This window comes from Bacillus yunxiaonensis, from assembly GCF_037104695.1.
Lineage (GTDB): Bacteria > Bacillota > Bacilli > Bacillales > Bacillaceae_G > Bacillus_A > Bacillus_A yunxiaonensis.
The window spans coordinates 1-14,199 of record NZ_JBAWSV010000014.1; the positions used below are offsets into that span (position 1 = coordinate 1).

Annotated in this window: 12 protein-coding genes, 1 rRNA gene and 1 other annotated feature; all 13 genes read left to right on the forward strand. The window is 37.6% G+C overall.

Features of this window, described 5'->3' with window-relative positions:
* Window positions 1-43 precede the first annotated feature (43 nt).
* Window positions 44-159, forward strand: a 5S ribosomal RNA gene (gene rrf, locus WAX78_RS24040).
* A 209-nt stretch (window positions 160-368) separates the two neighbouring features.
* On the forward strand, window positions 369-830 hold the full coding sequence (locus WAX78_RS24045; RefSeq protein WP_336484546.1) for a CtsR family transcriptional regulator: 462 nt from the start codon (window positions 369-371) through the stop codon (window positions 828-830).
* 101 nt (window positions 831-931) lie between these two features.
* On the forward strand, window positions 932-1,480 hold the full coding sequence (locus WAX78_RS24050) for a UvrB/UvrC motif-containing protein (protein WP_336484547.1): 549 nt from the start codon (window positions 932-934) through the stop codon (window positions 1,478-1,480).
* Window positions 1,481-1,484: 4 nt separating this feature from the next.
* A complete protein-coding gene (locus tag WAX78_RS24055) occupies window positions 1,485-2,558 on the forward strand; it encodes a protein arginine kinase (RefSeq protein ID WP_336484548.1) in 1,074 nt (357 codons plus the stop codon).
* Window positions 2,559-2,571: 13 nt separating this feature from the next.
* Window positions 2,572-5,007, forward strand: coding sequence for an ATP-dependent protease ATP-binding subunit ClpC (clpC, locus tag WAX78_RS24060; RefSeq protein ID WP_336484588.1), 2,436 nt, complete (start codon window positions 2,572-2,574; stop codon window positions 5,005-5,007).
* Between the two features lie 99 nt (window positions 5,008-5,106).
* Complete coding sequence (radA, locus tag WAX78_RS24065) at window positions 5,107-6,483, forward strand: DNA repair protein RadA (protein ID WP_336484549.1); 1,377 nt, start codon at window positions 5,107-5,109, stop codon at window positions 6,481-6,483.
* A 3-nt stretch (window positions 6,484-6,486) separates the two neighbouring features.
* The gene (gene disA / locus WAX78_RS24070; RefSeq protein WP_336484550.1) at window positions 6,487-7,560 is read left to right on the forward strand and encodes a DNA integrity scanning diadenylate cyclase DisA; all 1,074 of its coding nucleotides are present in this window, start codon (window positions 6,487-6,489) and stop codon (window positions 7,558-7,560) included.
* A 160-nt stretch (window positions 7,561-7,720) separates the two neighbouring features.
* Entirely contained in the window at window positions 7,721-8,821 is a 1,101-nt protein-coding gene (locus tag WAX78_RS24075) for a PIN/TRAM domain-containing protein (RefSeq protein WP_336484551.1), read from the forward strand.
* A gap of 16 nt (window positions 8,822-8,837) precedes the next feature.
* Window positions 8,838-9,521, forward strand: a complete 684-nt coding sequence (gene ispD, locus WAX78_RS24080; RefSeq protein ID WP_336484552.1) for a 2-C-methyl-D-erythritol 4-phosphate cytidylyltransferase — start codon at window positions 8,838-8,840, stop codon at window positions 9,519-9,521.
* 134 nt (window positions 9,522-9,655) lie between these two features.
* Complete coding sequence (gene ispF, locus WAX78_RS24085) at window positions 9,656-10,132, forward strand: 2-C-methyl-D-erythritol 2,4-cyclodiphosphate synthase (RefSeq protein ID WP_336484553.1); 477 nt, start codon at window positions 9,656-9,658, stop codon at window positions 10,130-10,132.
* Between the two features lie 89 nt (window positions 10,133-10,221).
* Window positions 10,222-11,679 (forward strand): glutamate--tRNA ligase, encoded by a 1,458-nt coding sequence (gltX, locus tag WAX78_RS24090; RefSeq protein WP_336484554.1) that lies wholly within the window; start codon window positions 10,222-10,224, stop codon window positions 11,677-11,679.
* Window positions 11,680-11,727: 48 nt separating this feature from the next.
* Window positions 11,728-11,977 (forward strand) — a binding site (T-box leader).
* Between the two features lie 178 nt (window positions 11,978-12,155).
* On the forward strand, window positions 12,156-12,821 hold the full coding sequence (gene cysE / locus WAX78_RS24095) for a serine O-acetyltransferase (protein WP_336484555.1): 666 nt from the start codon (window positions 12,156-12,158) through the stop codon (window positions 12,819-12,821).
* Window positions 12,802-14,199 (forward strand): cysteine--tRNA ligase, encoded by a 1,398-nt coding sequence (cysS, locus tag WAX78_RS24100; protein WP_336484556.1) that lies wholly within the window; start codon window positions 12,802-12,804, stop codon window positions 14,197-14,199. Before cysE ends, cysS begins: the two co-directional genes overlap by 20 nt.

Genomic DNA, 14,199 nt, shown 5'->3' on the forward strand with positions numbered 1-14,199 from the left:
ATTCCTGTTGACATTCTGAAAAGAATGTGTATAATAATAAAAGTCTGGTAATGATGGCAGAGAGGTCACACCCGTTCCCATACCGAACACGGAAGTTAAGCTCTCTAGCGCCGATGGTAGTTGGGACCTTGTCCCTGTGAGAGTAGGACGTTGCCAGGCAAACGAAAGACGAGTCATTGGACTCGTCTTTTTTTGCATTCTTTTTTATATAGGAAACTTTATATTCCTTATTCATAAAATAAAGAACGGTTGATTAAATGGGAGAAAATGTGGATAGGATAGAGAAGGAAGCAAAAGAGTTGCAAAATTTTTTAATACGTATATAATTAAAGTCAAAGATAGTCAAAGTCAATAAAGGTGGAGGATAAATGAGAAATATATCTGATATTATTGAACAATATCTAAAGCAAGTTATTGACTTAAGTAATAATAATGCAATTGAAATTAAAAGAAGTGAAATTGCTGATAAGTTTGATTGTGTGCCATCTCAAATTAACTACGTTATTAATACTCGTTTTACTATAGAAAGAGGATTTGTAGTAGAAAGTAAACGAGGTGGCGGAGGTTATATTCGCATTATAAAAGTCAAATTGCATGATGATATAGACATTATTAATCAAATGTTACAAATGATTCAGTATAGTATTACTCAATCAAGCGCTGAGAGTATAATAAGGCGTTTATTAGAAGAGGGTATTGTTACGAGTAGGGAAGCAAAGCTTATGTTTAGTGTATTAGATCGATCTGTTTTACTAACAGATTTACCATTTCGAGATGAATTACGAGCGCGTATGCTTCAGGCGATGCTTAGAACATTGAAGTATAAGTAAAGTGAAACTTTCCTTAGGAATACTTTGTCTCTTAAGAATGAGTTGAACAAATAAGATTGTAAATTAATAATTCTTTCCTATTGTAAAGGTGGGGAAATAAGTTGATTTGTCAAAACTGTAGTTCACGATCAGCAACGCTGCATTTTACAAAAGCAATCAATGGAGAAAAGACGGAGATTCATCTTTGCGAGCAATGCGCGCAAGAAAATGGATATACGTCTTTCTTTCAATCAAATAAGTCTAGTTTGTCATTTCATAATTTATTAGCAGGACTATTACATGTTGAGCAACCTGCATCTGAGAAAAAAGCAAATAATGTTTCGAGTGAACAGCCTTTGCAATGTCCGAAATGCAATATGACGTATCAAAAATTTGCAAAGATCGGAAGGTTTGGTTGTTCGACTTGTTATGAAACGTTTAAAGGACAATTACAATCAACGCTAAAACGAGTTCATGGTGGACATACAAAGCACCATGGAAAAATTCCTAACCGTATAGGAGGAAATATTCATCTAAAAAAAGAATTAGATGAGTTAAAACTAAAATTGCAGGAGTGCATACAACAAGAAGAGTTTGAACAGGCTGCTGAAGTCCGAGATAAAATTCGCAGCATAGAAAGTCAGCTTCGTGAGCATAGAGAGGGGGAATAATTCTATGTCACTCGATCGTATTATGAATGAAGCAATTAGTCCATGGATGAGGGAAGAAGGCCCTGATTCCGATATTGTTTTAAGCAGTCGTGTTCGATTGGCTCGGAATTTACGAGATTATCAGTTCCCGACTATGCTAACAAATGAGGAAGCAGAGCAAATAATTCATGTATTTCAAGAAAATTTTGCTAATCAAAAAGTTGAACCTTTCGGGGGATTTGAACTGTTACAAATGAATAGGATTCAACCTTTGCAGCGCAGAGTATTGGTAGAAAAGCACCTTGTAAGTCCGGATCTTGTGGGAACAGAATATGGTGCTTGTTTATTATCTGAGAATGAACAAGTAAGTATTATGCTTAATGAAGAAGATCATATTCGGATTCAATGTTTATTTCCGGGATTACAACTATCAGAAGCGCTGCATAGTGCAAATCAAATTGATGATTGGATAGAAAGTCAGGTTGAATATGCATTTGATGAACAAGTTGGTTATATAACGAGCTGTCCTACAAATATAGGAACAGGTTTACGAGCTTCAGTGATGATACATTTGCCAGCCCTCGTTTTAACAGGACAAATGAACCGTATCGTTCAAGCAATTAATCAACTTGGTTTAGTTGTGAGAGGGATATATGGTGAAGGTAGCGAAGTGTTAGGGAATATATTTCAACTTTCTAATCAAATGACATTAGGAAAACCTGAAGAAGATATTGTAGAAGATTTGAAGAGTGTTGTTCAGCAACTTATTCAACAAGAACGAACAGCAAGAGAATCAATTATGAAAAGTTCAAGTATTGAGCTTGAAGATAAGGTATATCGTTCTTATGGTGTATTAGAGAATAGCCGTTTAATTGAATCTGCTGAGGCAGCAACGTGTTTATCGGATGTTCGACTTGGTATTGACCTTGGGTATATTGAGAATATACCTAGGAATATCTTAACAGAGTTAATGGTACTTACACAGCCTGGAATCTTACAGCAATATGCTGGAGGCCCATTACAATCTGATGAAAGAGATTATCGCAGAGCAGCACTTATTCGTGAAAGATTACGAATTGAACAAAATCGAGCGAAGTAGGAGTGTGATTCATATGATGTTTGGAAGATTTACAGAGCGAGCACAAAAGGTATTAGCGTTATCCCAAGAAGAAGCAATTCGTATTGGCCATAATAATATCGGCACAGAGCATATTTTACTCGGCCTTGTACGCGAAGGAGAAGGAATTGCTGCAAAAGCATTGGTCGCACTTGGATTAAGCCCAGAGAAAGTTCAAAAAGAAGTAGAAGCACTAATTGGGCGCGGCACGGAGATGTCCCAAACGGTTCACTACACACCGCGTGCAAAAAAAGTAATAGAGTTATCAATGGATGAGGCGCGTAAACTTGGTCATTCTTACGTGGGAACAGAGCATATTTTACTTGGGCTTATTCGTGAAGGAGAAGGCGTTGCGGCCCGTGTTTTAAATAATTTAGGTGTAAGTTTAAATAAAGCGCGTCAACAAGTATTGCAGCTTCTTGGTAGTAACGAGACGGCTTCGGGTCATCAAGGTGGTGGCTCGGCTAATGCAAATACACCGACGCTTGATAGTTTAGCTCGCGACTTAACAGCTGTAGCGCGTGAAGGGCGTTTAGATCCAGTAATTGGTCGTAGCAAAGAGATTCAACGTGTAATTGAAGTATTAAGTAGAAGAACAAAAAATAATCCTGTGTTAATTGGAGAACCCGGTGTTGGTAAAACAGCAATTGCTGAGGGATTAGCACAACAAATTGTAAACAACGAAGTTCCAGAGACTTTACGCGATAAGCGTGTTATGACATTAGATATGGGGACTGTAGTTGCTGGTACGAAATATCGCGGTGAGTTTGAAGACCGTTTAAAGAAAGTCATGGATGAAATTCGTCAAGCTGGTAATATTATTTTATTCATTGATGAGCTTCATACATTAATTGGTGCAGGCGGTGCAGAAGGGGCGATCGACGCATCGAATATTTTAAAGCCATCATTAGCGCGCGGAGAGCTACAATGTATTGGGGCGACAACGCTAGATGAGTATCGTAAATATATTGAAAAAGATGCGGCATTAGAGCGACGTTTTCAACCGATTCACGTTGATGAACCAAGCTTAGAAGAATCGATTCAAATTTTAAAAGGATTACGTGACCGTTATGAAGCGCATCACCGTGTTTCTATCTCAGACGATGCAATTGATGCCGCTGTGAAATTATCTGATCGTTACATTACGGATCGTTTCTTACCTGATAAAGCGATTGACTTAATTGATGAAGCAGCTTCAAAAGTTCGTTTACGTTCTTATACAACACCACCAAATTTAAAAGAACTTGAATCGAAGCTAGAAGAAGTAAGAAAAGAAAAAGATGCGGCAGTACAAAGCCAAGAATTTGAGAAAGCAGCTTCTTTACGTGATATGGAACAACGCTTACGTGAAAAATTAGAAGATACGAAGCGTCAATGGAAAGAGCAACAAGGTAAAGAGAATTCGGAAGTAACAGTAGAGGATATTGCAAATGTTGTTTCAACATGGACGCGTATTCCGGTTTCTAAGCTAGCTCAAACAGAAACAGATAAACTATTGAACTTAGAAAATATTTTACATGACCGTTTAATTGGGCAAGATGAAGCAGTTGTTGCAGTTGCAAAAGCAGTTCGCCGCGCAAGAGCAGGTTTGAAAGATCCAAAACGTCCAATCGGTTCTTTTATTTTCTTAGGACCAACTGGTGTTGGGAAAACGGAACTTGCACGCGCATTAGCAGAATCCATGTTTGGTGACGAAGATGCAATGATTCGTATTGATATGTCGGAGTACATGGAGAAACACTCTACTTCTCGTTTAGTTGGTTCTCCTCCAGGATATGTTGGATATGAAGAAGGCGGCCAGTTAACAGAAAAGGTTCGTCGCAAACCATACTCTGTTGTCTTACTTGACGAGGTGGAAAAGGCGCATCCAGATGTATTTAATATTTTACTGCAAGTGCTAGAAGATGGTCGTTTAACAGATTCAAAGGGTCGTACAGTTGATTTCCGTAATACAATTGTTATTATGACTTCGAACGTAGGTGCAGATGCATTAAAACGAAACAAACATCTTGGATTTAATGTACAAGATGAAAGTCGTGATTATGCGGATATGAAGGGCAAAGTAATGGATGAGTTGAAAAAAGCATTCCGCCCTGAGTTCTTAAACCGTATTGACGAAATTATTGTTTTCCATACATTAGAGAAGAAACATATTAAAGAAATTGTTACACTTATGGTAGAACAGTTGGTTAAACGTTTAAAAGAACAAGATATTGATTTAGGGTTAACGGATGCAGCAATTGAAGCGATTGCTGATAAAGGATTTGATCCAGAATATGGTGCTCGTCCACTACGCCGTGCAATTCAAAAACATGTAGAGGATCGATTATCAGAAGAACTTCTTAAAGGAGTTATTGAGAAAGGTCAAAAAGTTGTTTTTGATGCAGAAGGGGAATCATTTGTCATTCGTAGTGCAGAAAAGGTAAAATAAGTATAGACAAACAAAAGGGGGCTAAACAATAGCCCTCTTTCTTGTACAAAAAAGAAATATTTTTGTTCCATATGAAAGCGAAGTGAAGTATAAAAAACGATGGCTAAGAAGAAAACAAAATTTACATGTCAAGAATGTGGTTATCAGTCACCAAAGTATATGGGAAAGTGTCCGGGGTGCGGACAATGGAATACACTGGTGGAAGAGATGGAGCCAGTTGTATCATCACGCCGCCTGAACTATGCAAGTGCAATCCAAACTGAATTAACGAAGCCTCGCCGCCTGAAAGAAGTGGAAACGAAAACAGAGGCGCGCATTGAAACAAGTTTTCAAGAATTTAACCGGGTGCTTGGTGGTGGAATTGTAGATGGCTCTCTCGTGCTCATAGGAGGAGATCCTGGTATTGGGAAATCAACATTATTACTGCAAATATCATCACAGCTAGCAGATCGTACGTATGATGTTTTATACATATCAGGTGAGGAATCTGCAAAACAAATTAAACTTAGGGCAGATCGTCTTCATGTAAATGGAGATAATTTATTTGTTGTATCAGAAACAGATTTACAACGAATTGCAGCATATATAGATGAAATGAATCCATCATTTGTAGTAATTGATTCTATTCAAACCATTCATTTACCGGAAGTAACTTCAGCACCAGGAAGTGTAGCGCAAGTACGTGAATGTACAGCAGAACTTATGAAGCTTGCAAAAACGAAAGGAATCCCTATTTTTATTGTAGGGCATGTAACGAAAGAAGGAGCTATAGCGGGTCCACGTATGTTAGAGCATATGGTGGATGCTGTTCTTTATTTTGAAGGAGATCGTCATCATACATATCGAATTTTACGAGCGGTGAAAAACCGTTTTGGTTCAACTAATGAGATGGGGATTTTTGAGATGAAGGAGCTTGGCCTTTCAGAGGTGTTAAATCCTTCTGAAATTTTTCTGGAAGAAAGACCCGTAGGTGCTGCTGGTTCAACGGTTGTTGCTTCTATGGAAGGAACAAGGCCTGTTTTAGTAGAAATACAAGCATTAATTTCTCCTACAAGTTTTGGGAACCCAAGAAGAATGGCAACAGGAATTGACCATAATCGTGTTTCTCTTATTATGGCGGTACTAGAAAAAAGAGCAGGATTATTGCTTCAAAATCAAGATGCTTATTTAAAAGTTGCCGGGGGAATTAAATTAGATGAGCCAGCAGTTGATTTGGCGGTTGCTTTAAGTATCGCATCAAGTTTTCGTGATAAACCGACTTTTCCAGGTGATGCGGTCATTGGTGAAGTTGGTTTAACGGGAGAAGTTCGTCGTGTTTCTCGCATTGAACAACGTGTACAAGAAGCAGCAAAATTAGGATTTCAGCGTGTTATTATCCCGAGGAAGAATTTAGGTGGATGGACGATTCCAGAAGGAATTGAAGTAGTTGGAGTATCGAATATAGGAGAGGCTCTTCGATCTGCACTAGGAGGATAAGATATGGAAGAAAACAAGCAACGTTCCAAAAGTATTATTAATATTTTACAGCTTGTTGCACCGGGGACACCATTAAGAGAAGGAATTGATAATGTGCTCCGGGCACAAACGGGTGGTCTTATTGTACTCGGATACAACGAACAAATTAAAAGCATTGTTGATGGAGGATTTCATATTAATTGTGCTTTTTCTCCTGCTAGTCTGTATGAACTAGCAAAAATGGATGGGGCTCTTATTTTAAATGAAACGGGAAGTAAAATTTTAATCGCCAATGGACAGCTGGTTCCTGATTCATCTATTGACTCTATTGAAACAGGTATGCGCCATCGAACAGCAGAGCGAGTGGCGAAGCAAACGGGTAGTCTTGTTGTTGCCATTTCACAAAGACGAAATGTAATTACGTTATATCAAGGAAACTTACGTTATACATTAAAAGATATTGGGGTTATTTTAACAAAGGCAAACCAAGCGATTCAAACATTAGAAAAATATAAGGCTGTATGGAATGACGGCATAACGAACCTTGGTATTTTAGAATTTGAAGAAGTGGTTACAATGTCTGAAGTTGTGCATGTACTACATAGCGTTGAAATGATGCTGCGGATTAAAAATGAAATCTTCAGTTACATTCATGAATTAGGAACAGAAGGAAGGCTCATTCGTTTACAATTGACAGAATTGCTTGCTGACGTGGAAGCAGAGGCTGCACTATTAATTAAAGATTATTATCATGAAAAAACACAAGATCACTATCAAATTTTAAAAAAATTACAAGAGCTTGCGAATGCGCAACTTCTAGAAGATAGCGATTTAGTGAAATTACTTGGATACTCCGGACAAATGAAATTAGAAGAAAGTATTACACCAAGAGGCTATCGAATTGCGAGTAAAATTTCTAGAGTTCCACCTCTTATTATTGAGAACTTAATTAATCGTTTTAAGAACTTGCAAGGAATTTGCCGTGCAACTATTGCGGATTTGGATGATGTGGAAGGAATTGGAGAAGTACGGGCGAAAAAGATACGAGAGGGTTTAAAACGAATTCAAGAACACTTGTATATGAGCAGACACAATTAAGAATATTACATTGATTTCACAATATAGCGACACTCAAAGATTTTTTATATATGATATGATATATTGGTAAATAAAACAAATTATAAAAAAACACGTCCACTTTTTCACTCGACGTTTTGAGTGGCGAAGTAATGGTTAATAATGAGTAGGAGGTGGTTGAATGTTAAAACGAATCGTACAGCTTTTCTTTTTAGTTATTGGAGGAGCATTAGGAATTTTTCTTATTCCAAAAGTGATTAATGTTTTGGATATAGGTGCAGTTCCTTGGCTTGAAGGTTCTTATATTCGTGCAATTATTGGTGCAATCATTTTATTTTTAACAACATTTTGGCTTGTAGATTATATTGTTCAGCTTATTAAACATATTGAGGAAGCGCTTGTAAAAGCACCTGTTACAGATGTGTTATTTGGAACATTAGGATTAATCTCAGGACTAATTGTTGCGTATTTAATCTTGATTCCGATTCGCGAATTTACCATTCCAGTCATTAGTACAGTATTGCAAATCTTTTTCACGCTATTACTTGGTTACTTAGGGTTCCAAGTAGGGTTTAAAAAGAGGAATGAATTGTTAGGATTGTTTACATTGGCGCAACGCGGAGGAAAGAAAAAAAATACGAATAGTGAAAACGAGGAAGTAGAACCGTTAACTTCCGGATGGAAAATACTAGATACCAGTGTTATTATTGATGGCCGTATCGCGGATATTTGTCAAACGAAGTTTTTGGAAGGTACAATTGTCATTCCGCAATTTGTGTTAGAGGAACTACAGCATATTGCTGATTCTTCGGATGCATTAAAGCGTAATCGCGGACGAAGAGGTTTGGATATTTTAAATCGTATTCAAAAAGAGTTATCTATTCCAGTAGAAATTTATGAAGGTGATTTTGAAGATATTCAAGAAGTTGATAGTAAGCTTGTGAAGTTAGCAAAATTAACAGGCGGCACTGTTGTTACGAATGATTTTAACTTAAATAAAGTTTCTGAATTGCAAGGTGTGACAGTTTTAAACATTAATGACTTAGCAAATGCTATTAAGCCTGTTGTACTTCCGGGTGAAGAGTTAAGCGTATACGTTGTGAAGGATGGAAAAGAGCAGAATCAAGGCGTTGCTTATTTAGATGACGGTACAATGATCGTAGTCGAAGATGGTAGAGAGCATGTTGGTTCCCAGCTTGATGTACTTGTTACAAGTGTACTGCAAACATCTGCGGGCCGAATGATTTTTGCTAAGCGCAAACTGCTAGAGAAAGCGTTATAAGTAGGAGACTATGGTGATGTATACATTAATTATTCCTGCAGCAGGACAAGGTAAGCGTATGGGAGCGGGAAAAAATAAATTATTTTTACAAATTGATTCTGTTCCCATTATCATTCATACATTACGAGCTTTTGAAAAAGATGAGCAATGTAAGCATGTTATTTTAGCGATTAACGAAGAAGAGCGTTCTTATTTTGAGGAACTTCTTCAAACTTATCATATTCAAAAAGACATCCAACTTATTCAAGGTGGATGTGAGCGTCAGGATAGTGTATATAACGCTCTTATGTATGTAAGAGATGTAGAATATGTACTTGTTCACGACGGGGCACGTCCATTTGTAACGAAAAAGATGATTGAAGATGTATTGCAAATGGCGAAAGAAAAAGGTGCTTCCATTTGTGCGGTACCTGTGAAAGATACAATTAAAAAAGTGACACATGATACTGTTGTTGAAACCGTAGAACGTTCTCATCTGCAAGCAGTTCAAACGCCGCAAGGATTTCATGTTCCTATTCTGTTAGAGGCACATGAGAGTGCAAAACAAGCGGGCTTTCTCGGAACTGACGATGCCAGTCTGGTGGAACGCCTTCTTAAAGAGGTAGGAGTTGTAGAAGGAAGCTATCACAATATAAAGGTGACAACACCTGAAGATCTAGTAATTGCTGAAAGCTTTCTGCGAGTTTTGAAAATACAGTAGCAATGTTATAATAGAAAAGCCCGGTGGCTACCGGGCTTTTCTATATATAGAGCAAAAACTTCAACGGGTGGAGCCTTTATATGCCCGTAAGAATGATATAAAGTTTACTAGTGTAGTTTGAGGAGGAATTGGAAATGTTTCGGATTGGACAAGGTTTTGATGTACATGCATTTGCAGAAGGAAGACCGTTAATTATTGGTGGAATTACAATTCCATATGAAAAAGGATTACTTGGGCATTCTGATGCGGATGTCCTTTTGCATACTATTGCTGATGCTTGTTTAGGGGCGATTGCTGCTGGTGATATCGGTAAACATTTTCCAGATACAGATCCTGCATTTAAAGATGCAGATTCAGCTGTGCTTTTGCAGAAAGTGTGGGAGTTTGTGACAGAGCAAGGGTATGTACTCGGAAACTTAGATTGTACAATTATTGCCCAAAAGCCAAAAATGGCACCGCATATTGAAAGTATGCGCAAGAGAATTAGCGAGCTGTTGCAAGCAGACGTGGAGAATGTCAATGTGAAGGCAACGACGACAGAAAAATTAGGATTTACAGGGCGAGAAGAAGGAATTGCTTCGCAGGCTATTGTATTATTACAGAAAAAATAGTTGTTTTTGATTCGCAAGATGGATAATCGTAATTTTTTGGTGTACAATTAAAGAATCTGTTGACATTAAGAATGGAAGGTGTACCAACTATGGAAAAGCAAGTGAGAGTGCGCTATGCGCCAAGTCCAACAGGACACTTACATATCGGAAATGCACGTACGGCATTATTTAACTATTTATTCGCTCGTAGTCAAAACGGTAAATTTATTATCCGTATTGAAGATACAGACGTAAAGCGTAATATTGCTGGCGGCGAAGAAAGCCAATTAACATATTTAAAATGGCTTGGCATGGACTGGGATGAAAGCATCGATGTTGGTGGTGAATATGGTCCGTACCGTCAAATGGAGCGTTTAGATATTTATAAAAAGTTATATGAAGATTTATTAGAGCGTGGCTTAGCGTATAAGTGCTATATGACAGAAGAAGAGTTAGAAGCAGAACGTGAAGGACAAATCGCTCGTGGTGAAACGCCTCGTTATGCGGGTTGTCACCGTGATTTAACAAATGAGCAAGTAAAACAATTCGAGGAAGAAGGACGCATTCCAAGTATTCGTTTCCGTGTACCTGAAAACCGTGAATATGTATTTAATGATATTGTAAAAGGAGACGTATCTTTCAACTCAAACGATTTCGGCGATTTCGTTATCGTGAAGAAAGATGGCATCCCAACTTACAACTTTGCAGTAGCGGCAGATGATCATTTCATGGAAATCTCACACGTTCTTCGTGGTGATGACCATATTTCGAATACACCAAAACAAATGATGATTTATGAAGCATTTGGTTGGGATATACCACAATTTGGTCATATGACGTTAATTGTAAATGAAAGCCGTAAAAAATTAAGTAAACGTGATGAATCTATCATTCAATTTATTGAACAATATGAAGCGTTAGGATATCTTCCAGAAGCAATCTTTAACTTTATTGCATTACTAGGTTGGTCACCAGTAGGGGAAGAAGAAATCTTCTCTAAAGATGAGTTTATTGAAATGTTTGATGCAGCTCGTTTATCGAAATCACCAGCATTATTCGATTCTCAAAAATTAAAATGGATGAACAACCAATATATGAAAAAGCAAGACTTAGATTGCGTTGTTGAATTAAGCTTACCGCATTTAGTGAAAGCTGGTCGTGTAAGTGAAAACCCAAGTGAACAAGAACTAGCTTGGATTCGCGATGTCATCGCTTTATATCACGATCAAATGAGCTTTGGGGCTGAGATTGTGGAATTGTCTGATATGTTCTTTAAAGATCATGTGGATTATGAAGAAGAAGGACAAGAAGTATTAAAAGGCGAACAAGTACCAGAAGTTCTTCGTGCGTTTGCGGCAGAGTTAGAAGCATTAGAAGAAGTAGAACCTGCAGCAATCAAGACAGCAATTAAAGCTGTTCAAAAGCAAACAGGTCAAAAAGGGAAAAATTTATTCATGCCAATTCGCGTTGCGACAACTGGTCAAACACACGGACCAGAACTTCCAAATGCAATTGCACTTCTTGGAAAAGAAAAAGTTTTAAATCGTGTTCGTAAAGTAATTGGTTAACATTTTACGGATTTAGAAATATAATAAGAATACTTTAAAATGAAATAAAAGAAAGCGACGAGAAGGAGAAGTAGAAAATCATGCTTTTCACAGAGAAAACCACCATTTGGCTGGAAGTGGTTTAAAAGCAGGTTTTTGAAGTGCCCCTTTGAGTCTTCTGCTGAACAACGAATATATTTCGAGAAATGTCATATTGACGCAAAGTAAGCAGAAGCGGTATACACCGTTATCATGTTTGAGTTTGAGGCTTTTTTGAGGCCTAAACAGAGTGGAACCGCGCTAGTAAGGCGTCTCTGTCTATAGACAGAGACGCCTTTTTTCTATACCTACAGGTATGGGGGAGAGTTTTTGGTATAAATAGTCGGAAAAACTTTGTAAGGAAGTAGAAATGAAAAACCTTATTGGTTCAACTCACTATTAGTGGTAAAGAGATCCACTGATGGAAGTTTCACTTTAAACAAAAAGGGGGAACAAAAATGTTTAAGAGGCTTCGGGAGGATATTGAAGTCGTCTTTGAACAGGATCCAGCAGCGAGAAGTTACATCGAAGTAATTTTAACTTACTCTGGATTGCACGCAATTTGGGCGCATCGTATTGCACATGCTTTTTATAAACGAAAGTTTTTCTTTTTTGCTCGTGTTATCTCGCAAATGAGTCGTTTTTTTACGGGTATTGAAATTCATCCAGGGGCAACAATTGGTCGTAAGTTTTTTATTGATCATGGCATGGGAGTTGTAATTGGAGAAACGTGTGAAATTGGAGATAACGTGACAATTTATCAAGGTGTTACGTTAGGTGGTACGGGAAAAGAAAAAGGGAAACGTCATCCAACAATTAAAGACAATGTGTTGATTGCGACAGGTGCGAAAGTGCTTGGATCGATTACGGTTGGAGAAAATTCTAAAGTTGGTGCTGGTTCGGTTGTGTTAAAAGAAGTACCTGCACATTCTACAGTTGTAGGTATTCCTGGTCGCGTCGTGATTCAAAATGGGGTAAAAGTAGGTCAAGAATTAAATCACTGTGATCTTCCGGATCCGATTTTTGATAAGTTGAAAGCAGTAGAAGAAGAACTCGAACAATTGAAAAAACAAATGGTAGTGAAAACAGAAAGGAAGGATAAAAATGACTATTCACATTTATAATACGCTAACGCGTCAAAAAGAAGAGTTTATTCCATTAGAGGAAAATAAGGTGAAAATGTATGTATGCGGTCCTACGGTATACAACTACATCCATATTGGGAATGCAAGACCACCTATGGTATTTGACACAGTACGTCGTTATTTAGAACATAAAGGGTACGATGTACAATATGTTTCTAACTTTACTGATGTAGATGATAAATTAATTAAAGCGGCGAATGAGCTAGGAGAAGATGTTCCAACGATTGCAGATCGCTTTGTTGAAGCGTACTTTGAAGATGTAACGGCACTAGGTTGCAAACATGCGACAGTTCATCCTCGTGTAACAGAAAATATGGATATCATTATTGAGTTTATTCAGGAACTTGTGAATAAAGGATATGCATATGAATCTGAAGGCGATGTGTATTACAAAACAAAGGAATTTGAAGGTTACGGTAAATTATCACATCAGCCAATTGCAGACCTGCGTCATGGTGCACGTATTGAAGTTGGGGAAAAGAAACACGATCCGCTTGACTTTGCATTATGGAAAGCAGCAAAAGAAGGAGAAATCTTCTGGGAGAGCCCTTGGGGGAAAGGTCGTCCAGGATGGCATATCGAATGCTCTGCAATGGCGCGTAAATATTTAGGTGATACAATTGATATTCATGCTGGTGGTCAAGATTTAACATTCCCACATCATGAAAATGAGATTGCACAATCAGAGGCTTTGACTGGAAAAACATTTGCACGTTACTGGATGCATAATGGATATATTAATATTAACAATGAAAAGATGTCTAAGTCGTTAGGAAACTTTATTTTAGTTCACGATATTATTAAACAGTATGATCCACAGTTAATCCGATTCTTTATGTTATCTGTACACTATCGTCATCCAATCAACTTTAGTGAAGAGTTACTGCAAAGTACGAATAATGGATTAGAGAGAATTAAAACGGCTTATGGGAACTTAAAACATCGTATGGAAAGCAGTACGGATTTAACGGACCATAATGAGAAATGGTTAACTGAAATGGATAAATTCCAAGCGGCATTTGAAGAAGCGATGGATGATGACTTCAATACAGCAAATGCAATAACTGAGTTATATAATTTAGCAAATCATGCGAATCAATATTTATTAGAAGAGCATACGTCAAAAGTTGTCATTGAAGCGTATGTAAAACAACTTGAAACATTGTTTGGCATTTTAGGGTTAGAATTAACAAAAGAAGAATTGCTTGATGAAGAAATTGAAGCACTAATCCAAAAGCGTATTGAGGCTCGTAAAAATCGTGATTTTGCACTGTCTGATCAAATTCGCGATGAATTGAAAGAGCGTAACATTATTTTAGAAGATACACCACAAGGTACAAGATGGAAAAGAGGCTAA

What these genes read in the sequence shown, in the direction of transcription:
- ispF (WP_336484553.1), top strand. Translation starts at nt 9,656, where the DNA reads ATGTTTCGGATTGGACAAGGTTTTGATGTACATGCATTTGCAGAAGGA.
- WAX78_RS24055 (WP_336484548.1), top strand. Translation starts at nt 1,485, where the DNA reads ATGTCACTCGATCGTATTATGAATGAAGCAATTAGTCCATGGATGAGG.
- disA (WP_336484550.1), top strand. Translation starts at nt 6,487, where the DNA reads ATGGAAGAAAACAAGCAACGTTCCAAAAGTATTATTAATATTTTACAG.
- gltX (WP_336484554.1), top strand. Translation starts at nt 10,222, where the DNA reads ATGGAAAAGCAAGTGAGAGTGCGCTATGCGCCAAGTCCAACAGGACAC.
- cysE (WP_336484555.1), top strand. Translation starts at nt 12,156, where the DNA reads ATGTTTAAGAGGCTTCGGGAGGATATTGAAGTCGTCTTTGAACAGGAT.
- cysS (WP_336484556.1), top strand. Translation starts at nt 12,802, where the DNA reads ATGACTATTCACATTTATAATACGCTAACGCGTCAAAAAGAAGAGTTT.
- radA (WP_336484549.1), top strand. Translation starts at nt 5,107, where the DNA reads ATGGCTAAGAAGAAAACAAAATTTACATGTCAAGAATGTGGTTATCAG.
- ispD (WP_336484552.1), top strand. Translation starts at nt 8,838, where the DNA reads ATGTATACATTAATTATTCCTGCAGCAGGACAAGGTAAGCGTATGGGA.
- WAX78_RS24045 (WP_336484546.1), top strand. Translation starts at nt 369, where the DNA reads ATGAGAAATATATCTGATATTATTGAACAATATCTAAAGCAAGTTATT.
- WAX78_RS24075 (WP_336484551.1), top strand. Translation starts at nt 7,721, where the DNA reads ATGTTAAAACGAATCGTACAGCTTTTCTTTTTAGTTATTGGAGGAGCA.
- clpC (WP_336484588.1), top strand. Translation starts at nt 2,572, where the DNA reads ATGATGTTTGGAAGATTTACAGAGCGAGCACAAAAGGTATTAGCGTTA.